The 21,830-nt window shown below is 70.5% G+C and carries 18 protein-coding genes and 3 tRNA genes; 7 read left to right on the forward strand and 14 right to left on the reverse strand.

Features of this window, described 5'->3' with window-relative positions; all coding sequences use genetic code 11:
- Positions 1-123 precede the first annotated feature (123 nt).
- From ACN20J_RS16930 to ACN20J_RS16945, 4 genes are all read left to right on the forward strand, one after another.
- Complete coding sequence (locus tag ACN20J_RS16930) at positions 124-1,161, forward strand: rod shape-determining protein (protein ID WP_055618758.1); 1,038 nt, start codon at positions 124-126, stop codon at positions 1,159-1,161.
- A 75-nt stretch (positions 1,162-1,236) separates the two neighbouring features.
- Positions 1,237-2,808, forward strand: a complete 1,572-nt coding sequence (locus ACN20J_RS16935; protein WP_419666229.1) for a GAF domain-containing protein — start codon at positions 1,237-1,239, stop codon at positions 2,806-2,808.
- Positions 2,809-3,038: 230 nt separating this feature from the next.
- Positions 3,039-4,127: a glycoside hydrolase family 5 protein gene (locus ACN20J_RS16940; RefSeq protein WP_419666230.1), complete on the forward strand. Its 1,089-nt coding sequence runs from the start codon at positions 3,039-3,041 to the stop codon at positions 4,125-4,127.
- A gap of 336 nt (positions 4,128-4,463) precedes the next feature.
- Complete coding sequence (locus tag ACN20J_RS16945) at positions 4,464-5,759, forward strand: chloride channel protein (protein WP_419668893.1); 1,296 nt, start codon at positions 4,464-4,466, stop codon at positions 5,757-5,759.
- On the opposite strand, the gene ACN20J_RS16950 is transcribed toward ACN20J_RS16945, so the two are convergent.
- From ACN20J_RS16950 to ACN20J_RS17000, 11 genes are all read right to left on the reverse strand, one after another.
- Positions 5,719-7,536, reverse strand: a complete 1,818-nt coding sequence (locus ACN20J_RS16950; protein ID WP_189838003.1) for a glycoside hydrolase family 15 protein — start codon at positions 7,534-7,536, stop codon at positions 5,719-5,721. The genes ACN20J_RS16945 and ACN20J_RS16950 overlap by 41 nt on opposite strands.
- 112 nt (positions 7,537-7,648) lie before the next feature.
- The gene (locus ACN20J_RS16955; protein ID WP_190228006.1) at positions 7,649-9,067 is read right to left on the reverse strand and encodes a DUF2252 domain-containing protein; all 1,419 of its coding nucleotides are present in this window, start codon (positions 9,065-9,067) and stop codon (positions 7,649-7,651) included.
- A complete protein-coding gene (locus ACN20J_RS16960) occupies positions 9,064-10,650 on the reverse strand; it encodes a GMC oxidoreductase (RefSeq protein WP_419666231.1) in 1,587 nt (528 codons plus the stop codon). The genes ACN20J_RS16955 and ACN20J_RS16960 overlap by 4 nt, the downstream gene beginning before the upstream one ends.
- Positions 10,651-10,729: 79 nt before the next feature.
- Positions 10,730-11,644, reverse strand: coding sequence for a YhjD/YihY/BrkB family envelope integrity protein (locus ACN20J_RS16965; RefSeq protein WP_419666232.1), 915 nt, complete (start codon positions 11,642-11,644; stop codon positions 10,730-10,732).
- A 179-nt stretch (positions 11,645-11,823) separates the two neighbouring features.
- Positions 11,824-12,756: a cyclase family protein gene (locus ACN20J_RS16970; protein ID WP_419666233.1), complete on the reverse strand. Its 933-nt coding sequence runs from the start codon at positions 12,754-12,756 to the stop codon at positions 11,824-11,826.
- A 65-nt stretch (positions 12,757-12,821) separates the two neighbouring features.
- The gene (locus ACN20J_RS16975; protein WP_259333370.1) at positions 12,822-14,213 is read right to left on the reverse strand and encodes a hypothetical protein; all 1,392 of its coding nucleotides are present in this window, start codon (positions 14,211-14,213) and stop codon (positions 12,822-12,824) included.
- A 313-nt stretch (positions 14,214-14,526) separates the two neighbouring features.
- The gene (locus tag ACN20J_RS16980; RefSeq protein ID WP_246575010.1) at positions 14,527-15,039 is read right to left on the reverse strand and encodes a gluconokinase; all 513 of its coding nucleotides are present in this window, start codon (positions 15,037-15,039) and stop codon (positions 14,527-14,529) included.
- 62 nt (positions 15,040-15,101) lie between these two features.
- Positions 15,102-16,151: a cytochrome d ubiquinol oxidase subunit II gene (locus ACN20J_RS16985; RefSeq protein ID WP_419666234.1), complete on the reverse strand. Its 1,050-nt coding sequence runs from the start codon at positions 16,149-16,151 to the stop codon at positions 15,102-15,104.
- The gene (locus ACN20J_RS16990; RefSeq protein ID WP_419668894.1) at positions 16,148-17,536 is read right to left on the reverse strand and encodes a cytochrome ubiquinol oxidase subunit I; all 1,389 of its coding nucleotides are present in this window, start codon (positions 17,534-17,536) and stop codon (positions 16,148-16,150) included. Before ACN20J_RS16990 ends, ACN20J_RS16985 begins: the two co-directional genes overlap by 4 nt.
- A gap of 111 nt (positions 17,537-17,647) precedes the next feature.
- On the reverse strand, positions 17,648-18,487 hold the full coding sequence (locus tag ACN20J_RS16995) for an SDR family oxidoreductase (RefSeq protein WP_361896470.1): 840 nt from the start codon (positions 18,485-18,487) through the stop codon (positions 17,648-17,650).
- A 178-nt stretch (positions 18,488-18,665) separates the two neighbouring features.
- The gene (locus tag ACN20J_RS17000) at positions 18,666-19,109 is read right to left on the reverse strand and encodes a DUF7144 family membrane protein (RefSeq protein WP_189837994.1); all 444 of its coding nucleotides are present in this window, start codon (positions 19,107-19,109) and stop codon (positions 18,666-18,668) included.
- Positions 19,110-19,352: 243 nt separating this feature from the next.
- Between ACN20J_RS17000 and ACN20J_RS17005 the strand changes: the two genes are divergently transcribed.
- Both ACN20J_RS17005 and ACN20J_RS17010 read left to right on the forward strand, forming a co-directional pair.
- A complete protein-coding gene (locus ACN20J_RS17005) occupies positions 19,353-19,493 on the forward strand; it encodes a hypothetical protein (RefSeq protein ID WP_419666235.1) in 141 nt (46 codons plus the stop codon).
- Between the two features lie 568 nt (positions 19,494-20,061).
- Positions 20,062-20,496, forward strand: a complete 435-nt coding sequence (locus ACN20J_RS17010) for a hypothetical protein (protein ID WP_419666236.1) — start codon at positions 20,062-20,064, stop codon at positions 20,494-20,496.
- Between the two features lie 462 nt (positions 20,497-20,958).
- On the opposite strand, the gene ACN20J_RS17015 is transcribed toward ACN20J_RS17010, so the two are convergent.
- From ACN20J_RS17015 to ACN20J_RS17025, 3 genes are all read right to left on the reverse strand, one after another.
- A tRNA-Ile gene (locus ACN20J_RS17015) sits at positions 20,959-21,035 on the reverse strand.
- A 167-nt stretch (positions 21,036-21,202) separates the two neighbouring features.
- Positions 21,203-21,275 (reverse strand) — tRNA-Asn (locus ACN20J_RS17020).
- Between the two features lie 6 nt (positions 21,276-21,281).
- Positions 21,282-21,354 (reverse strand) — tRNA-Asn (locus ACN20J_RS17025).
- A 165-nt stretch (positions 21,355-21,519) separates the two neighbouring features.
- On the opposite strand from ACN20J_RS17025, the gene ACN20J_RS17030 reads away from it, so the two are divergent.
- A complete protein-coding gene (locus tag ACN20J_RS17030; RefSeq protein WP_055615009.1) occupies positions 21,520-21,828 on the forward strand; it encodes a YtxH domain-containing protein in 309 nt (102 codons plus the stop codon).
- Positions 21,829-21,830: the final 2 nt, after the last annotated feature.

Genomic DNA, 21,830 nt, shown 5'->3' on the forward strand with positions numbered 1-21,830 from the left:
CCCATCCAGCGGCACCCCACCCGGCCCACCACAAAAGGCGACACCCCGTCAGGTCCCCCACGATGCGAAGGAGGACCGCCGCCCGGCCGAGTCCCACCGTCCGTGCTCTCGGGAGGACCCGCGATGACCGCCAGCCTGGAGCAGTTGCGCCGCTGCCATTTCGCCGTCGACATGGGGGCGGCGAGGACTCGTGTCTTCGTGAAGGGCGCCGGGCTCGTCGTGGACCAGCCGAGCGTCGCCGCCGTGAACACGAAGACCGGCGCCCTGATCGCCGTCGGCGAGTTCGCGGAGAAGATGACGGGCCGCACGCCCGACTACATCCGCGTCGTACGGCCCGTCTCGGGCGGCACGGTCGTCGACATCGAGATGGCCCAGCGCATGCTCCGCCAGCTGCTCGGCGACAAGGTCCGCCGCGCCCTGCGCCGCAAGCCCCGGCTGCGGGCCGCCATCTGCACCCCGCACGACGCCGACCCGCTCGCGGAGCGCGCCGCGGTCGAGACGCTCGTCGGACTCGGTGCGCGGCGCGTCGAACTCGTCGACACGCTCATCGCCGCCGGCGTCGGCTGCGGGCTGCCCGTGGAGCGGCCCGAGGCCACCATGATCATGGTGTGCGGGGCCGCCGCGACCCAGGTCGCGGTGCTCTCCCTCGGATCGATCGTGACCGCCGCCCGCATCCCCGTCGGCGGCGAGGCCATCGACCACGCGATCGTCCAACACCTGCGCCACCAGCACGAGTTGATGCTCCCGTCGCAGTCCGTACGGCCCCTGCAGCTCGCCCTCTCCGGGAACGGGCTCACCCCGCACGGCCCCGCCTCCACCGAGATCCACGGCCGGGACGTGGCCACCGGCCTCGCCCGTTCCGTGCAGGTCGACACGGCCGCCGTGCGCGACGCGATCCAGACCCCGCTGACCGCCGTACTCGACGGCATCGGCAAGGTCCTCCGCGTCTGCCCGCCGGACCTGGTGGCCGACCTCGCCGACCGCGGGATCATGATGGTCGGCGGCAGCGCCCTGCTGCCGGGCCTCGACCAGATGCTGCGGCACGCGACGGGCATGCCGGTCCACATCGCCGAACGCCCCGACGTGTGCGCGGTCCTCGGCCTGGGCGCGATGCTGGAGGGCCGGATCGAGCCCCTGGCCCTCGACCCGCTGGCCACCTGAACACCACCCCGTACGCAGACCGCACACAGAACCGTACGCAGCTCGTACGCAGAGACCGGACCCTCCGCCGCCCGCATGAGCGAAGCCTCCGAACCCCCCGAGCCCGCCGACCCTCCCGAGCCCGCCGACCCCGCCGAGCCCGCCGAACCCGCCGAGGCGTCCACTCCCCGTGGCCCGCTCCCCCGCCTGCTCGAAGCCGTCCTGGGCGTCGGCGTCGACCCGGAGCTGCGTGCCACGCTCCAGCACATCGTGGACACCGCGGCCGAGCTGACCGACGCCCGGCATGCGGCGCTGGAGGCCACCGACCCCGTGCACGGCACCGCCGGCGACGGTCCGACGGAGTTCCGCGCGCCCGAACCACCGACGGCCGGGCGGGCCGCCCACAGCCGCCTCGACGTACCGGTGCGCGTCCGGGACGACACGTACGGAAGCCTCCGCCTCACCGGGAAGCGCGAAGGCGGAGACTTCACGGCCCAGGACGAGCAGCTGGTGCGGGTCCTGGCCACCCAGGCGGGCATCGCGATCGGCAACGCCCGCCTGCACGAGACGGCCCGCCAGCGGGAACGCTGGATCGAGGGCGCGGCGGCCGTGACCACGGCACTGCTCACCGGCGAGACGGCTGCCGACGCGCTGATGACGGTCGCCGAGCGGGCCCGGATGCTCGCCGACGCCTCGGCCGGGGTGATCCTCCAGCCCACCGACGAGGGCGGCATGGAGATCGTGACGGCGTCGACGCCCGACGACCCGCGCGGCCTCGTCGGTACGACGATCGCGCCGGGCAGCGCGGTCCTTGAGCAACTCCTGGGCGGGGAACCGGTGTTCGTGGACGACTCGGCGACGGACCCGCGCATGACGACGCAGGTACGGCACCGGTTCGGGCCGAGCATGCTGCTGCCGCTCCAGGCCGGCGGCCGGCTCATCGGCACCCTTGCCCTCCCGCGTCGGCGCGGCGACCGTCCGTACACGTCCGTGGAGCAGTTGCTGGCCACGCAGTTCGCCTCGCAGGCCGCCCTCGCGCTCGTCCTCGCGGACGCCCAGCAGCGCAGGGAGCGGCTCGCGGTCTTCGAGGACCGTGACCGGATCGCCCGTGACCTGCACGATCTGGTCGTACAGCGGCTCTTCGCGACCGGCATGATGCTGGAGTCCACCCAGCGCCGCACCGCCGACGAGGAGCAGGACCCCGAGGTCCACGCGATGCTGGGCCGGGCCGTCGAGGAACTCCGGTCGACCGTCCAGGAGGTTCGTACGGCGATCTTCGCGCTGCAACAGCCGCCGGCCGACGCCCCCACCACGTTCCGGGGCAAGGTCCTCCGCGAGACGGCGGGCGCCGCGGCGGCGCTCGGCTTCCAGCCTTCCGTCCAGTTCACGGGACCGGTCGACGCCCGGCTCCCGGCCCCGGTGGCCACCCGCCTCCTCACCGCCCTCCGCGCCGCCCTCGCTGCCGCGACCCGCCGCTCCGGCACCACCCGCGTCACCGTCTCGATCGACGCGACGACGACACTCCCGGACGGCCGCCCCGGCGTACGCCTGACGGTGTTCGACGACGGGGAGGGGAAGCCGACGGCGGAAGCAGAGGAGGCCGACGAACCCGGTACCGGCACCGGAACGACGATGACATGGCAGTCCCCCCTGCGAACACATCCGTGAGCAGAACAGCCCCGCTCCACTCCCCTCCAACCGCTCCACTCCCGCACATCACCTCACATCACCCCACAGCCCAACGGCTGTTACACGTGGGAAACCTTGACGATCGCCGCACCGGGTGCCACGATTCCGGCGCCTCGATGTTTACGTAAACATCACCCCAAGTCGAGCCCCTCAGCCGCGCGCGGGCTCCAGCCGTGCGCCGAGCCGCCATCCTCTGAAAGGGCAAGTTGATGCGCAGAACCCCCGCCGGTACCCGCTTCACTCCTCGGCTGCGGGCCGCCTTCGTGGCGCTCCTGATCGCCGGGACCAGCGGCACCACCGTCGCCGCCAGCCCGGCCGGCGCAACGCCGAGTGGACATACGGGCGGACACACGAGCGGGCTGAGCAAGGACACGACCCAGTTCAAGGGCGTGAACTGGGCGGACCCGCGTGACAACTTCGCCGACGACCCGGTCGTGCTGTCGGGCCTGTCGACGTCCGACACCTACGCCCAGACGTACACCAAGGCCAGCAGGGTGATCTCGGCCTTCCGCGCGAACCTCGGTGCCAACACGGTCCGGCTGCCCATCAACCCGTACACGGTCAACGACCGTTACTGGAAGTCGTATCGCGGAGTCATCGACGCGGCCTCGGACAAGGGCTTCAAGGTGATCCTCTCCTACTGGGAGGGAACGGGCCCGCGCAAGGACGGCTTCATCGACGACACGGCCACGTACTGGCCCATGTGGAACACCGTGGTCAAGGCCTACAAGAGCGACAAGCGGGTCTACTTCGAGCCGATGAACGAGCCGCACGGCTACACCGACACGGAGTGGGCGGACATAGCCGCGAAGTGGCTGGACACGTACCGGCAGGTCCCGCGGAACCGGGTCTTCGTCAGTGGCGCGGGCTACAACGACCACGTCACGACCGTCTGCGCGGACCCGCGCCTGAAGGGCACGTATCTGTCGCTGCACCACTACGGGTTCTGGAAGGACTACGCCACCTACGACCAGTGGGTGGCCGACCTCAAGGTCCGCATCGGTGACTGCGCGAACCGGACCGTCGCGGACGAGTTCGGCTCCCCGATGACCACCGGCTTCGACTACAACAAGCCGACCCCCGACAACAACTTCATCAACTACCTGCAGGCCGTCACCGACACGTTCCGCGAACTCAAGATGGGCTCCGTGTACTGGCCCGGCCTGCGCACGGACGACACCTACTCCCTGCAGACCCTGACCGGCCCCCCGTCCCGCCCCTGGCTGACCACCACCAACCAGTCCGGCGCCGACCGCCTCGCCTGGTCCTGGGGCCGGGGCAAGCCCGTTCAGCCGTAGTCCGCCCCTCACCCCACCCACACCACCCAGGCTCCGCCACCCGACACCGGGTGGCGGAGCCTCGTGCTGCGGCACGGCGCTGTTGATCGACCCCGGGCGCGTTCGTACGTCGCGCCGCTGAACTTCCCCCTCACCCCGCGTCCATCCGGAGTGGTTTAGGACGTTTGCGTCAGGATCGGAGCCCTATGGCGGGATTCGGTGGGTAATCTCGCGCTGCCACTGGCCGAATCGTCTCCCAGCAGACTCAGGAGAAGCGTCATCGCCGAGCAGAAGCGAGGAGAGGCCGCCGAGGCCCCTCCGGGGAACCAGCCCCAGGAAGCCGACCAGTTGAGGGACATTCTGCGTCGGCCCGAGTATCTGCGGGCGCTGGTGTTCTGCGCGGTGATCGGGATCCTGGTGTCGTTCGCCGCGTTCTGGTTTCTCGTGCTGCTCCATGAGATGGAGAGTCTGATCTGGGTGGACTGGCCGCACGATCTCGGGTGGACGACTCCGCCGTGGTGGTGGCCGCTCCCCCTGGCTCTGGTGTCGGGGGCGGTCGTCGCCCTGGTCGTCCTGCGTTTTCCCGGCAGGGGCGGGCACATTCCGGCGGGGGGCCTGCATGCGGGAGGCGCGTCGAAAGCGGCCGTTCCCGGGGTGGCCCTCGCCGCGCTGGCCAGCCTGCCGCTGGGTGCCGTCCTCGGACCTGAGGCGCCGCTGATCGCGCTCGGCGGTGGTCTGGCACTGGTCTTCCGTGATCTCGTACGTGCTCCCGCGACCGAGTCGAGCACGGCGCTGCTCGGTGCGGCCGGCGCCGCGGCGGCCATCTCCACGATCTTCGGCAATCCGCTGGTGGCGGCCGTGCTGCTGATGGAAGTGGCCGGAGTGGGTGGCCCTCAGTTGTTCGTGGTGATGCTTCCCGCGCTGCTCGCCGGCGGCGTCGGCGCCATCGTCTTCACCGGGTTCGGCCACTGGACCGGACTGGACGCCGAGAGCCTCAACATCGGGCTGCCCGCTCCGCCCACCCTCGACCTCGGCGACGTCGTGTGGTCCACGCTGATGGCCGTCGTCCTCGGGGCGGCCGTCCACTGGATCATCATGGGCGGCCGGGTCGCGGCACGTTACGTCGCCGGGCACGTCGTACGGAACACGATGCTCTGCGCGCTCGCCGCGGGCGGCTGCGCGACGCTCTACGCGGTCATCACCGGCCGCTCCCCGGCCGAGGTCGCCCTGTCGGGCCAGGCCACCCTGACCGATCTCGCCGCCCACCCCCACGCGTGGTCGGTCGGCAGTCTGGTGGCCGTCCTGGTGTTCAAGGGCATCGCCTACTCCCTGTGTCTGGGCAGCCTGCGCGGCGGTCCGGTCTTTCCCTCGCTGTTCCTGGGCGGTGCGATGGGGGTGCTCCTGTCGCCGCTGCCGGGACTCGGCGTCGTTCCGGGCATGGCGGCGGGCATGGCGGCCGCGTCCGCCGCCGCGCTCCGGCTGCCCGTCAGCTGCGTGGTGCTGGTGGTGCTCATGGTGGGCAACTCGGAGACCGTTCCGGTGATCGTGATCGCCGCTGTCGTGGCGTTCGTGACCACGGAGTTGCTGCCGCAGGGGCCGGGCATCCCGCCGTTCAGTGCGCAACGCGGTCGAGCGCCTCGTCCAGGGTCGTAGCCGCCATGATGAGGGAGAGATGGGTGAAGGCCTGCGGGAAGTTGCCGAGTTGCTCGCCGCTCGGGCCGATCTCCTCGGCGAACAGGCCGACATGGTTCGCGTACGTCTGCATCTTCTCGAAGGTGTAGCGGGCCTGCGGGAGCCGGCCCGCGCGGGCCAGGGCGTCGACGTACAGGAACGTGCACAGGCTGAACGTTCCCTCGGAGCCGCGCAGTCCGTCGGGCGAGGCCTCGGGGTCGTAGCGGTAGACGAGGCTGTCGGAGACGAGGACGCGCTCCATGGCGTCGAGCGTGTTGAGCCAGCCGGGGCTGCGGGGTGACACGAAACCCACCCGGGGGGCCAGCAGCAGGGAGGCGTCCAGGACGGCGCCGCCGTAGTGCTGGACCAGGGCCTGCTCCTTCTCGTCCCAGCCGCGTTCCATGACCTGTTCGAGGATCTCGTCGCGGGCCCGTGTCCAGAGCACGGTGTCGGCGGGCCTGCTGAACTCCGCCGCCAGCTTCAGACCGCGGTCGAAGGCGGCCCAGCACATCACTCGGCTGTAGGTGAAGTCCTTGCGTCCGCCGCGGGTCTCCCAGATGCCTTCGTCGGGCCGGTCCCAGGAGTCGGCGAGCCAGTCCAGGGTGCGGGTCAGGCTCTTCCACCCGTGGTAGCCCGCCTGTTCGCCGACCGCGCGGCCCTCGGCCAGGGCGTAGAGGGCCTCGCCGTAGATGTCGAGCTGGAGCTGGTCGGAGGCGGCGTTGCCGGCCCGCACCGGGTAGGAGCCGCGGTAGCCCTCGAAGTGCTCCAGGATCTCCTCGGTCAGATGCGGGTCGCCGTCGACCCGGTACATGATCTGGAGGGGTTCGTCGTCCGGGCCCTCCCGGGCGCCCAGGCGGTCGCCGAGCCAGTGGGTGAAGCGGGTCGCCTCCTCAACGAAGCCGAGGTCCAGCAGCGCCCGCACCGACAGGGAGCCGTCACGCACCCACGTGTACCGGTAGTCCCAGTTGCGCTCGCCGCCGACCTGCTCGGGCAGTCCCATCGTGGCGGCGGCGACCGGCGCACCCGTGGGCGCGTAGGTGAGGAGCTTGAGGGTGATCGCCGAGCGGTGCACCATCTCCGTCCAGCGGCCGTGGTAGTTCGAGGTGCGCACCCACCGATGCCAGAAGTTGATGTTGCTCCAGAGCTCGTCGGTGATCCGTTCGGTGGTGGGTGGCGGCGGCGCCTCCCCGTCCTGGGCGCACACCGTGAACACCACGGCTGCCGCGTCGCCGTTGTGGAGGGTGATGCTGCCCCGGACGTCCTGCCCGTCCCGTTCGAGCGGGATGCCGCCCTGGAGGTAGGCGGTCGTGCCCGGGGCCCGGAAGGTCGCGGTGCCGTCCGTCAGGTCGAGTTCGTGGGTGGCCCGCCCGTAGTCGAAACGCGGCCGGCATTCGAGGCCGAAGCGCACGGTGCCGCGCACCGCCCGTACGACACGCACCAGTTGGTGCCGGTCGCTCGCCGTCGGGCCGGTCAGCACCGGCATGTGGTCGAGGATCTCGCCGACTCCGTCGGGTGACATGAAGCGGGTCACCACGACGGCCGTGTCCGGGTAGTAGAGCTGCTTCCAGGTGCCCTCGGGATGCTCGGGCGCGAGGAGGAAGTGGCCGCCGCCGTCGTGGTCGAGCAGGGCGGCGAAGACGCTGGGCGAGTCGAAACGCGGTGCCGCGAACCAGTCGATCACGCCCTTGGACGACACCAGGGCCGCGGTCTGCAGATCCCCGACGAGGCCGTGGTCGGCGATGGGCGGGTAGCGATCCATGAGGGTCTCCTTGCTGGTCCCCCTTGCCGGTCCCCTTCTCGGTCCCCTTGTCTGCCGAGCCCTTGGCTGCCGAGCCCTTGTCTGCCGGTCCCCTTGTCGGCCGGTCCCTCGGTCAGGCCGCTTCGGCCTTGACCCGCCCCGAGCGGACGGCGTCGACGAGTGCCTGGTGGTCCTTCTCGTTCTGGTCGGCGTAGCTCTCGGCGAAGGTCGCCAGCGCGCAGTCGAAGGAGTCGCCCCCGCCCAGATAGGCGGCGATGGCGATCCGGTCGCCGGACCGCGCGTGCGCCCGGGCCAGGGTGGCGCCGCACAGCTCGCCGAAGGTCTTCATGCCGGCCGGCACCATCAGCTCGGGTTGGGCGATGCCCTTCCAGTCCCGCAACTGCCGTACGTAGAAGTCACGTCGGCGGCCGTCGATCCCGTCGACCCGCTCCCAGCCGAGGAAGATGTCGCTGGTGGCCTGCATGAGCCGCTGGCCGCAGACCACCCTCTCGCCCTGCGTCGCATGGGCGCTCGCGCCGGCGAAGGGAGCCAGCACCGACTGGTCGGCCTCCTTGGCCTGCAGGAGCAGCGGATCCCTGTCGTCCCGGCCGAGCAGGAGCACGATCCAGCAGCGGGTGCCCACGCTGCCGACCCCGACGACCTTGCGGGCCATGTCGGCGACCCGGTACTGCTGCAGCAGGGCCCGCCGGTCCGGCTGCACTGTGTGGCCGTACCGTTCGATCAGCCGGTGGACCTCCTTCTCCAGCGCATCGCGCTCCACGCCCTGGAGCAGGTCCTGGAGCGGCGTGATCAGCGGCGGAACGGCGGCGATACGGGTCTGCCCGTCGACGATGTGGGTGAGCTTGCCGAAGGCCTGGAGGCTGTCCCGGCCGCGTGCCTTGGTCACGGCCTGCGACCAGCGGTCGCGGGCCCGTGCGCTCAGCTGCGGGCCGAACTGCTGCCGCACCCACGCCTCGTCGAACTGGGCGTACCACACGTCGAGGTTGCCCATCTTGGCGAAGCGCCGCATCCACTCGCGGTAGGACCGCACGGTCGCCCGCACGATACGGGCCCGCTCCTTGTCGCTGAAGTCGTTGGCCCGGCCCGCGATGACGAAACTCGCGGTCAGGCGCTTGACGTCCCACTCCCAGGGGCCGGGCAGCGTCTCGTCGAAGTCGTTGATGTCGAACATCATGCGGCGCTCGGGCGAGGCAAGGAGCCGGAAGTTCAGCAGGTGCGCGTCCCCGCACAGCTGCGCCCTGATCCCGGACCGGGGGGTGTCGTCGAGGTCTCCGGCCATGATGGCGGCGGCGCCCCGGTAGAAGCGGAACGGCGACTCGGTCATCCGGCCGTAGCGGATGGGGACCAGCTCGGGAACCCTCGTCGCCGACTGCGCCTCGATGATGTCCACCGGGTCGGGCCGTTTGGCCGTGGGGGCGAACTCGGCGTGGCTGGAGCGGGGCGCGGTCGAGCGGGCGGCCTTGCCGCGTTCGGCCCGCTCCTGGGGCGTGCGGTGGCGAATGTCGCTTTCTTCCGGGTGGTTGGAGTTCATTGCAGTCGCTCCGCGATGTGGTCGCCGACGCGCAGTGCGTTGGCTATGGCGGTCAACGAGGGGTTGACCGCCCCGATGCTCGGGAAGAAGCTCGTGTCGACGACGTAGAGGTTGTCGAGGTCGTGGGCCTTGCAGTTGACGTCGAGCGCGGAGCTTTCGGGGTCGTGGCCGAAGCGGACGGTGCCCGCCTGATGCGCGGTGGCGCCGATGGGCATGCCCTTGTGCAGGTAGATGCTGTGCGGCAGCAGATGGTGTTCGTGCATGCCCAAGTGGCTGAGCATGCTGTGCAGTTTGTGCCGCAGGCGCTTCAGCCCGGCGATGTTGTTCGTCTCGTCGAGGGCCAGGTGGATGCCGCCGTCCCGGTCCAGGGTGACGCGGTTGTCGGCCGCGGGGAGATCCTCTCCGCACAGCCAGAAGTCGACCGCGTGGTGGGCGAGCACCTCGAAGGGCATGTCGGGGGCTATGGCCCCGGCCCAGCGGGGCGCTTCGCCGTGGATCTGCTCGGAGTCGGACTTGCCCAGCATCTGGATGCCGCCGAGGGGGTAGTCCCAGTCGTCGGATCCCAGATACCAGTCGTGCAGGGCCAGGGTCTTCTGGAACCTGGTGTCGTTGGGTTCCAGGGACACCGCCATCAGGGCCAGGTTGTTGTGGCGCATGTAGTGCCGGCCCACCACGTCCGAGCTGTTGGCCAGGCCCCGCGGATGCCGGTCGTCGGCCGAACGCAGCAGCAGGACGGCCGAGTTGACCGCGCCACAGGCGACGACCACGATGTCGGCGCTGAACTTCACGGTGGCGGCGTCCCCGTCCCCCACCGTTGCGACGACCGAGGTGACGGTGCGGCCGGTCGTGTCCGTGTCGAGGCGCCGCACGTCCGCATGCGTGACCATCTCGACGTTGGCGTGTTCGAGAGCGGGGTCCACGCAGATGACCTGCGCGTCGGACTTGGCGCCGAGCAGGCACGGGAAGCCGTCGACGCGGTCGCAGCGGATGCAGGCGCTGGTGCGGGTGGCCCGCCCCCGGTCGTCCTGGGTGAGGTTCACCCCGATCGGGAGATGGAAGGGGTGCAGTCCCTGTTTCTCCAGATCGTGGCTGAGCTGCTGGATGCGCGGCTCGTGCTGGACCGGCGGGTGGGCGTACTGGCCGCTGGTGGGGCCCTCGGTCGGGTCCTCGCCGTGCCGGCCGTGGACGAGGTAGAGGTGCTCGGCCTGCGTGTAGTACGGCTCGAGTTCCTCGTAGGTCAGTGGCCAGGCCGGGGAGATGCCGTCGTGGTGCCGGAGTTCGCCGAAGTCCTCCGGGCGCATACGGAAGAGTGCGGCGCCGTAGAACTTGGTGTTGCCGCCCACGTAGTAGTTGACCTCGGGCGGGAACTGGTTTCCGTGTTTGTCGTACCAGAACTCCGGAGCGCGGTACTTCCCTTTGACGAAGACCGCGGAGGACTCCCAGTTGTCGCGTTCGCGGGGCAGATAGTCGCCGCGTTCGAGGAGAAGGATCCGTTTTCCGGTGGGGGCCAGCCGGTGGGCGAGGGTGCCACCGCCCGCACCGGTTCCGATGATGATGACGTCGTAGTGCTGTTCGTCAGTCATTCCGGCCACCGTCCTCGGAGCATGCTCCGATTCGCCGGGTGATGGGAACTCCAGATCCGACTACCAACGTATCGCCGGGTCACGCTTCCAGCGAGTTGGGCCGATCGGGTGATCCGAGGCGTCGGGACACGGCTGGTTCCCTGGCGATGACCGCGCCCGCGGTGATGCAGAGGGCCACCACCACGCAGAGCGCGATCAGCCAGGACAGCACGGTGAAGACCGCACCCAGCGACCCGTACCGCTCCAGGCTGCGGTTGAGCGCGGTGGGCACGTACAGCTTCGCGATCACCGTCAGTGCGGTCAGCGCCACCGCGGTGAGGACCGCCCCGGGCAGCAGGGGCAGCCAGGGGACGCGCGCGGCCAGCAGCAGGTGCTGGGTCCACCACCACACGCCCACCTCGACCGTCAGCAGCAGGGGCAGTCCCAGCCACATCCCCACGCCGAATCCCTCCCGCAGCGGACCCTGAAGGGCGATCACGGCCATCCAGACGGCGATCCACACGGGCCATCTCCAGGCGGCGACCCGGGCGCCCGCGCTCGGCATCAGCCAGGCGCGCTGGCACAGGCGCTGCATCGCGCGGCTGCAGGCGGTGGCGGAGAGCAGCACCATCAGCGCGCTCACCACCCCGGTGCTCTGCTGCAGCGTGGCGGGATCGGCCTGGTAGACCTGCTTCAGCTGCTGGTCGGCGGCGCCGCTGATGCCGAGCAGCTCATGCACCGACGAGACGAGCTGGTTGCGCACCCCCTGCGGGGCGAAGGCGGCGACCAGGAAGAGCAGCGGTACGGCCGTCAGGAACGCCTGGGCCGCCAGCCGTGTCGCGGAGTCCAGCAGGTTCACCGCGATCAGGTGGGAGGTGAGCCGGGTGATCACCGGGAACCGCTCCTCGGCGGCACCGCGCAGCCGCAGCAGTCCTGCCCGCAGACCGGCCGCGCGCGCCCGCCAACGGCTCCGCACGCCGTCCGTGGGCGGGCCGGGTTCTCTGCTCGCGCGCATGCTGCCCCCAGGGCGGATCCGGGCGCCACACCCCGAGGCGTGACCGCCCCACCAGAGTGCCGCCCACGACGGCCGACCGGACCCGGGACGCGAGCACCGTTGTGCCGTACGGGTGAGGAGACCGCCGGGCCACCTGAACGGTGGGCCGCCGGACGATCACTGGGCAGCGACGACGACCGTCAAAGGATCGCGAGGGGATTGACCGGCGAGCCGGTGGCCGCGGGCAGCCGGAGAGGGGCGATCACGCAGAGGAACGACCAGCGGGCCTCCCTCGCGCAGATCTCCGCGAGGTCCTCGAACCGCAGGTAGTCGAGCAGATGCAGTCCCATCGCGTGGACGGCGAGCACATGCACCGGGAACGCGACCCCCTCCACCGCGCTGGGGGCCGTGTCGTTGTTGCCGTCGCCGCCGAGCACGGCCACCTCGCGCTCGGCCAGGAACTCCATGGCGGTCGGATGGAGCCCGGCACGGGCGTCGGCCACGTCCCAGGGGCCGAGCTCCTCACGGCGCCGGCGGTGTCCGACCCGTACGAGGAGGATGTCACCGCGGCCGACCCGTACCCCCTGCCGCGCCTCGGCCTCGGCGAGGTCCTCGGCGCTCACGTTCGTTCCGGGTTCGAGCCAGGGGACGCCGTGCAGCCGGGGAACGTCGAGGAGGACCCCGCGTCCGACGATGCCGTCGCGGGCCAGTTCGACGGAGAGCTCACTCGCGCCGTCCGGCGACAGGGCGCCCGCCGCCGGTACACCGCCGTGCAGGGTCCCGTCGTAGATGACATGGCACAGAGCGTCGAGGTGGCTGTCCACGTCACCGTGGACGTTCATGGCGAAGCGGTCCCGCGCGAATTCCAGGCCCTGCGCCGCCGGCCGGGCGTCGGGCGGGGCGGTGAGCCGGTGCTCGGCCGGATCGGCGTCGTCAGGCCCGGGCCGGGTGTTCACCGGGGCCGCGAGGGACACCGTACGTCCCGTACGCACCTCGCGGACGGCCGCCAGCACCTGTTCCGCGGAGATCGTGTCCAGGGCGCCCCGGCGAGTGACGCCGCCCGGGGCCCTGCCGCTCAGGCGACGGTGGAGCGACCGGAAATCGGCCTCGCTCAGCTGGTCGGGCGTTCCCATGTCCCCACCCTCCGACAGGCACCGGGTTCCGGCACACCGAGTTGCCGGGCCCTGGGACCCCCGCGTCAGGCGGACGGCGTAGGTACGGCGCTGTCGTCGTCGCCGGTGTCCAGGAACTCGCGGATCGCGAAGGCGGCCAGCACGATCAGCACCGTCCACAGCACGACCGCCGTGGTCGGGTAGTTCCAGGTGAACAGCACGATCGCGGCGACCGCGAGGATCGCCCAGCCGATCCACCGCTTGTAGCGGTGCACGAACCGGCCCACCGCACCCAGCCGGAGCCCCGCCGACACGGAGACGTCACGCAGAGCGCCGATGCCCTTGCCACAGCCCGTACGGACGACGACGGCGACGCGGGACGGACCGGTGAGGAAGGCCCCGATGGCGGTGACGAGGGCGAGCGCACCGACCGCCCGCACACCGGCCCGCAGGAACTTGATCAGTGAGTCGTACACCGCGCCGGCCGCGGCCTCGGACATCCCGGCAGGCAGATGGTTGAGATAGACCGTCCGCAGGAGGCTGAGCGTGATGCCGAGCAGCAGCATCGCGGCGAACACCCCCAGCGCGGCCCAGATCAGGGCCCGGCGGCGGTGGACGGCCAGGTAGACACCCGCGGCGGCGATCAGTACGGCGATGACGGGGAGCCAGCTGCCGACGATCTCCAGCACCCTCAGGTACCACTTGATCTTGCCGATGTCCTTGGACGCGAAGACCACGAACTGCGTGTGCACGGTCGGGATCAGGGCGGCCGGCTGGAAGCCCGCGCTGACCAACCGGTCCTTGACCTGGGCCACGATCGGTCCCACGTCGATGGTGACCTGACCGTCCTTGACGGACACCGCGCCGTCCGCCTCGCCCGTGAGGGCCTTGTCCAGGGCGTTGTGCGCCTCACGGTTGGCGTTCACCCAGACCGTGTCGAAGGCATCACTGGAGACCACTCGCTCGACGGTCGCGCTGACCAGGCTCTTCAGCCCGCTCTCGATCGGACCGTCCAGGTTGTCGATCAGCTTGGCCGCCTTCGGCGGGACACCCTTCTGGTCCGCGGCCTGCTGCAGCTCCTTGACCAGCGCCTCCACGTCGACCTGCGCCAGGACTGCGGTGGTCACGCGGTCGGTGATCGCCTTCTGCACGTCCGGATTGCTCGCCAGCGGCCCCACGGTGGCGACGTAGCGGTCGGTGTCCCGGACGATGCTGTTGGCCCAGACCGAGACCACGGCGAGCAGGGACAGCAGCGAGGCGAGGAGGATCAGGAGGACGGATCCGGTGGACCGGAGCCAGTGATGCCGCGAGGCCGCCCGGGACCCGCCGCTCTCCAGCGCGCTCACGCGATGCCGCAGCTCGTCCAGCTCGTGGCGTTCACGCGCCGAGAGCTCCTTGCCGCGGGACGCGTCGACGGAGTCGCCGGACGGGCCGGCGGAGTTCTCGTCCGGGTCTGGTGGTGGCGCGCCACTGGTCATGGTCCAAGAAGATCCGTACGGACCTGATCCGGCGACCTGGACGGTCCTGGCGGGTGATGCCCGGCGCCGCCCCGGAGCCCGGCGACTCCGCCGGAATCCTGGTCCACGAGACCTGTGGACCGTGCCTTTCGCCGCCGCCCTGCGCCGCGACGGTACGCAACTGGTGGCCTCCGGGCGGATCCCGGTAGGACCAACTGCTCCTGGACCTGGGCCTCGGCCTCGGCCTGATCGTCGTACTGGCTGCCGGCGCCCTGGCCGGGACGCATCACGTCGGCCCGGTCCGCTTCCGCGCTGCCCGCTTCCCCCCGGCCCGTCAGTGGGCCGTGGGTTCCCCGAAGCCCGGGACGGCGGCCCGCACCCGCGCCAGACCGACCGGAAGACCGACCGTGGCGTCCAAGGTCATGCCCGGCTCGTCCGGTTGCAGTGGCTCCAGCGTCTCGAACTGCGAGTCGACCAGTCGGGCGGGCATGAAGTGGCCGGTGCGGCGGGACACGCGGTCCCACGCGGTGTCCCGGTCCAGGGCGAGGTAGAGGCACCACAGCCGTCCGCCCGCGGCCGCCCGGAGCTCGTCGCGATAGGCCCGCCTGAGGGCCGAACAGGCGACGACCAGCCCCTCTCCGGCCTCGACGGAGTGACGGATGCGGACGGCGAGGGCACGCAACCAGGGCTCGCGGTCGGCGTCGTCCAGGGCGTGGCCGGCGGTCATCTTCGCGAGGTTCGCGGCGGGATGGAAGCCGTCGCCCTCGACGAACGTCAGGCTCAACTGCTCGGCGACCGCCTTGCCGACGGTGGACTTCCCGGAACCCGACACGCCCACGACAAGCACGATCGGCGGTCCTTTCGCCGCCGCGTTAACGGCCCCGTTCGCGGCCCCGTTCGCGGCCCCGTTCACGGGCTCTCGGGCTCCCGTCCGGCCGCCGTCCGCCGCAGGTCCGCCTCGGTGAGTGGCCGGAGGGCTCCGGCGGTGTCCAGCCGGTAGAGCAGGACGAGGGGCGGTCCGACGAGCACCACGGCGACGGCCGTGACCAGCATCAGCCAGCGCAGCGTCGTCGACGCGCCGGCCGCCTGGGACACGGTCAGCGAGGTGGGGATGAGATAGGGCCGCTGGGCCAGCCCCCACGCCAGCACGACGAGGGCCACGCTGCCGATCGCGGTGATCCTCGCCCAGCCCGTGGCGGTGCGGTACAGCAGTCCGGCGGTGGCCAACGCGCCGACGGCGGCGGCCAGAACGAGTGCGAGACCGATTCCGCTGGTCAGTCCGTCGTGGACGTAGCGCGCGTCGTCGTCGGTCACGACGAGGCCGACCACCGCCAGTACGGCGATGACACCGAGGCTGGACCAGGCCCGCAGCCGGAAGTATCCGACCAGGTCGGCGGCGTCGAAGCGGCGGGCGTCGGCGGTCAGGAACACGGCCCCGAGGAAGGCGGTCGCGGCGACGGTCAGCAGGCCGGCGATCACGGACGTCCCGTTGGACCACGCGTCGGCGGACGCCTTCGTCCCGGGAGCCACCCGGCCCGTGGCAAGCCCGCCGACCACCGCTCCGAGGAAGAAGGGCGTCACCACCGAGGAGACGGCGAAGGCGGCGCCGTAGACCCTGCGCCGGGCGAGCCGCCGCGTGGGCTTGCGCAGGGCGAAACCGGCGCCGCGCAGGACGAGTCCCACGGCCGCCAGTGCCAGCGGGAGCCACATCGCCGTGAAGACCGTCTGGAAGAGGACCGGGAAGCCGGTCCACATGACGACCAGGACGAAGATGAGCCAGACGTTGTTGGTCTCCCACACCGGTGCCATGGCGTGGTCGATGAGCCACCTCGGGCGCTTGCCTCGTTCGGCGCCGCCCGCGAACAGGTCCCAGAACCCGGCGCCGTAGTCCGTGCCGCCGGCACACGCGTAGGCGGCGACCGCGGCCAGCAGCACCCAGGCGACGGCGTCCTCGATCATTCGCGGCCACCGTCCACGCCGGCGGTCGTGGACAACGGCCGGGGCCCGTAGGGGGTGTCGCCCTCCGCGTCCCCGGCGGTCGCTCCCGCGAGAGCGCCCTCGTCGGCCAGCCGCCACCCTCTGCTCATCTTCAGGAGGACGGCCAGGAATGCGCCGAAGACGAGTACGTACACCACCACGACGATGCCGAGCATCACCCACAGGGAAGAGGCACGGGTGTCCGTCACCGCCTCCGAGACCCGCATGTTCTGGTAGACGATCCAGGGCTGCCGGCCCACCTCGGTCGTGATCCAGCCGCACTCCACGGTCAGCAGACAGGCGCCGCCGGCGAGAGCCGCGCACCGGAAGAACCACCGCGACCTGGGCAGGTCACGGCGGCGGAGCCAGCACCAGCCGTACCAGAGCGCGAGCAGCATGAGCAGGCTGCCGATGGTCACCATGATGTCGAACGCCCAGTGGGCGATCGTGGCCTGAGTCGGCGTCGGGCGGTCGCTCGCGGGGACCGAGGTCAGACCCGTCACCTTGGTGTCCGGGCTGAAACCGGCGAGGATCGAGTCCAGTTGGGGGATCTTGATCCCGCCGGAGATCGTCCCGTCGGGGTGCAGACGCCCGAACAAGTACTCCGGCACGTGGGTGTCGGTCTTCCAGACGAGCTCGGTCGCCGCGAACTTCACCGGCTGCTTCTGGAAGACGGAGCGGGCGATCGAGTCCCCCAGCACGAACTGCACGGGGGTCAGAATCGCGGCGACGGAGAACGGCACGGTGAAGCCGAGCCGGTGATAGCGGTCCCGCCGGCCCCGCAGCCAGCCGACGGCGTACACCCCGGCCACGACATAGCCGGCGGTCAGGACCACTCCGACCACGAAGTGCCAGTACTCCGGGCCGAGCATCGGCGTGAAGATCGCCTTGCGTACGTCCACGTCCACGGGGTTGCCGGACGCGTCGAGGTCGAAGCCGCGCGGGGTGTTCATCCAAGCGTTCGCGGCCACGATGCCGAACGCCCCCATCAGGGCGGCCAGCGGCAGGGGCAGGCCGAGCCAGAAGTGCGTCCACGGCTTGAGCCGACGCCAGCCGTACAGGTAGATGGCGATGAGGATCGCCTCGAGGAAGAACGCCCATGCCTCGACCCCGAAGCCTAGGCCGAAGACATCACCCCACCGGCCCATCATCCCGGGCCACAGCAGGCCGAGTTCGAAGGAGAGCACCGTGCCGGTCACGATGCCGATGGCGAACTGGACGGCCATGACCGCCGACCAGCGCCGCGCGAGCAGCAGGGCAACGGCGTCGCCCTTGCGCAGTCCGCGGTAGTGCATCAGGAGGGTGATGGCGGGCAGAGCAACGCCGAAGGGCACGAGCAGGATGTGGGAGCCCAGGGTGAAGGCCATCAGCTCCCGGGCCGGCAGCAGCTGTGGAGGGCCGTCCGCCAGAAAGTGGTCGATCACGCTGTTCACATGGTCCTCGGTGGCTCGTACCGGTCGGCTGACGGGTGGTGCGTCTCAGCCGCCCGTGGCGAACCCGGGGAACAGCGTCATGCCGCCGTCGACGTAGAGCGTGGTCCCCACCACGTAGTCGAAGAGGTCGGAGGCCAGAGCGGCCACCACGTTCGCGATGTCGTCCGGGTCGCCGACGCGGTCGTAGGGCACGAGCCGCAGGAGCTCGGCCTCGGCTTCGGGGGTGTCCCAGGCGCTGCGGTTGATGGGCGTGCGAATCGCTCCCGGGGCGACCGCGTTGACCCGGATCCTGTGCGGCGCGAGTTCCTGCGCGAGGGTCGCCATCAGCATCAGTACGCCGCCCTTGGACGACGCGTAGTTCACGTGCCCGGCCCAGGGAATGATCTGGTGGACCGAACTCATGCAGATGATTTTCCCGGCGGAGCGTGAGACCTCCGGGACCACGCCCCGGCGCATGAATTCCTTGGCCGCCTCACGGGCGCACAGGAACTGTCCGGTCAGATTGACGTCCAGCACCTTTTGCCACTGGGCCATGGTCATATCGGTGAGGGGTGCATCGCGTTGGAGTCCCGCATTCGCCACCATGACGTCGATGGTCCCGAACTTCTGGACCATGCGGTCCACCATGTCGCTCACTTGTTTTTCCTGCGACACGTCCGCTTCGTGCGCGTAGGCACGGACGCCGAAACTCTCGATCTCGCGCACCACGTCCTCGGCGGCGTCCCTCCCGGCCACGTAATTCACCACCACATCGGCACCCGCCCGTCCCAGGCCGATGGCCGTGGCTTTGCCGATGCCGGAATTCGCGCCCGTCACCAGTGCCTTCTGGCCTTTGAGGAGCGGGTGGGCAAGGGGCTGGCGACCGTCAGTGCCGCTGGTTTCCACTCGTGTCTCCCTGTGAGTGCCGAAGCGGACATCGAGGAATCCGCCGACAACACGAAACACAAGGGGGAACCCGTACGGCCCGACGGCACGTCCCGCGTCAGCCACTCGGGGGGCTGTCCCGCGCCGAACGGCGCAGTACGCGACACGACCGCCGGGCCGCTCGGAACGACGCGGTCGACTATTCGGTACGAGCCTCCCGGCCCTCCCGGCTCCTTCCGACACACAGCGCCCAGATGACGAAGGCGTCGACGGCGATCAGGACGACGGCCCAGACGGGCTGGTACGGCAGCCACATGAAGTTGGCGATCATCGACAGGCCTGCGAGGCCGATACCGATGACTCGTGCCCACATCGCACCGCGGAACAGAGCGGCACCCGCGAGAACCACGAGAACGCCGAGCGCGAGGTGGATCCAACCCCAACTCGTCAGGTTGAAGTTGTACGCGTAGTTGCGGGTGACCACGAAGACATCGTCCTCGGCGATAGCGGCAATTCCTTGGAATATCGCCATCACCCCGCCGAAGATCATCATGGCGCCGGCGAATCCGGTCCAGCCAGTCACCCACGCCCCTTCGCTGCCACTTCTGGTTCCGTGCCCGTGATGCATTCCGGTTGTGGTCATATCGAGCTCCTCCCACGTGGGCCTCGCCACTGTGGTGCAGCCGGGGCCGTGACGCACATTCAGTTTGACACGTGCAGCACAGGACGGCACAACGCGGCCATATACGCAAGGCGGCGACGGGGTCGAGATGCGGGGCAATTCAAAAAGTGATGCAATGGAAAGGTGCGGTGCGCGCCGATATGCGCGTGCCGCCCGGCCGGATAGGCGCTTTTCGAGCACGCCTCCTGCGGGAAAGGAACGGCCGTGCCGGGTCGCCTCCGCGGGGTGGCCCGCAGAGCCGTGATGGCGAGTACGGCGACCGCCGCGCCGCACCGCGTGCAGCTGAGACAACTCGGAGAGCTCAAGGACCAGAGGGCCCTCACGGAGACCGGACTCGAGGACTAGAAGAGCAGGATCCTGAGCTCCTGAGCTCCTGAGCGACTCCGGCCCAATCCTTGAGCCACTCGGGATGTGATGGGGTGGACCTTTTCGAAAAGGTCCACTCCTGAACGGTGCGACCGCATCCCGATGACCGGCCGCAGAGGAGCAGGGCGAGTCGCCTCGGACGCCCCGTGAAGGTGCTCAACCGGCCTCTGCTCGCCGTGACGGTCCAAGAGGCAGGGCGCCACGGACTGCGCGGCCCGGCGGACGTGAGCCGTCAACTCCGGAGCCACCGGGTGGGGCCTCGTGCAAAAGCCCGTCGCCGGCGGATCGCCCCGGCCGCACCGCACCGGCCCGCATGCAGCTCGCGAGCAACGGATCGAGCCGCTCGACGGAGTCGGCGGCCAGGAGTCGAAGCGGGGCGGCACCTGAGCATGGCGGTGGACGGGCGGGCGGACCTCGCCGTCGTCGGCGCCTGCGCGTGGTGCTGGACAGACAGCCAGGGTGACCTCACCGCCGTCGGCGAATCCGGAGGGTCCAGCGCGTAAGGCCGGGAGACCTGCCCACCCGACCGACCGCCCCTGCCGAAGCCGTGCGGGGCAGAGCCGCCGCCGTGGCCCGCTGCCGCGACACAGGTCGTGGATGGCCCGCCGACTCCCTCGGCCGCGCCCTGAGCCTTCTCTACGACGACAGCGCGTACTCGTGCACCGACACCCCGGGCAGCAAGATCCAGGACCGGACGCTCGCGGCACAGGCCCGCGCCCGGCGAAAGCCGGACGCACCGTCAGGAGCGATGTCGACGGAGAGCCCGCCCCCTGCCCTGCCCCCGCACCGGCAAGCTCTCGCCCCTCGGCCACACCGCCCCGCCCCGGATGCCGACCTCGCCGCCTTCGCCGCCGCCCTCGACCGAGCCGGAGCTTCCTCGGCCACCGCGTCACCGCCGGCGACGCCCACCCGCCTCCACAGCCACCACCCAGTTCCCCACACCACCGGAGTCGTCATCAGGTTGATGCGGCCCCTGTCGTAACTCCGGGGGCACCCCACTGCCACGTAACCGCCACCGAGACCGGCGCCCGCACCGCACCCCACCCAAGTACGCCCCGGACGTCACCCCTCACCCGATCGAGACGCCGTGATGGAGCTCTCCCGTCGACGCCCGGTTCGCCCTGCCCCGACCTCAATCCAAGGGGGTCATCGCCTGCTCAGGCGGAGACGAGTGCCACCGAAGTGCCGCGCGGACCACGTCCAGGGGGCCGCGTCCGGCAGGGGCCAGACCACGCATCACGGCCGCGAGGCCGCCGCACGGCACGCACCAGATCAACCCGAGAAATCCGACAATGGCTCAACATGTCCGACTCGGAGGGTTCGGCGGCCTCGTTCTCGGTCCCGATGTCCTGAAACCATCATCGAGGAGGGCCGCCACGATCCCTCAAGTCCCCCGATCCTCCAGCGAAGTTGCTGGTCGGATCGATTCTTCACGCGTAGCGCCTGGTGGGGCGGGTGGGACTCGAACCCACGGCCGACGGATTATGAGTCCGCTGCTCTAACCGGCTGAGCTACCGCCCCATTACGGCGCGTCGCGCACATTTGTGCGCGCCGTCTGCCGCAGCATAGCCGCTCATACGATCTCCTGCTTCGGATGGTCGACTTCGCCTGCCCTGGAGGACCCCACCTGGGGCGGAGCGGTTCCCGAGGACATGAAAAAGGACCCCGACGGGGTCCTCGTTCGCCTGCTCTCCCGACTGGACTCGAACCAGTAACCTGCCGGTTAACAGCCGGCTGCTCTGCCAATTGAGCTACGGAAGACCGAAGCTCCCCCGACTGGACTCGAACCAGTAACCTGCCGGTTAACAGCCGGCTGCTCTGCCAATTGAGCTACAGGGGATTGCCTCGTTGCATCGAACGTACCTCCCTGGGTATTCGCCAGGGGGCGTGCGCTCGCTGCGACACATACATTAGCGCAAGCAGGGGGGTGCTCCGCCAATCGGTAAGCCCCGCCTGCGACCGACGCCGCCGCAAGGGACCGACTCACAAGAGAAGGGTGGCCGCCATGCGCTACCGGCTCACGTTCGTCGCCGGACTGGCCCTGGGATACGTGCTCGGCACGCGTGCCGGGCGCGAGCGCTACGAGCAGCTGAGGAAGACCGCACAGCAGGTCGCTCAGAACCCGGCGGTGCGCAACACCGCCGAGTCCGCGGCCCAGCAGGGGCGCGAGTTCGCCGGCAAGGCGTACCACGCGGTGAGCGAGAAGGTCGGTGACCGGGTCCCCGACTCGGTGGCCGAGAGGGTCCGCCACCTGCGGGAGCGCAACACGAACGGCACGCGTACCGACGACGACTGGGGCACCAGCAACACGTAACC

It is taken from the genome of Streptomyces sp. 2-1 (assembly GCF_048564895.1).
Lineage (GTDB): Bacteria > Actinomycetota > Actinomycetes > Streptomycetales > Streptomycetaceae > Streptomyces > Streptomyces phaeochromogenes.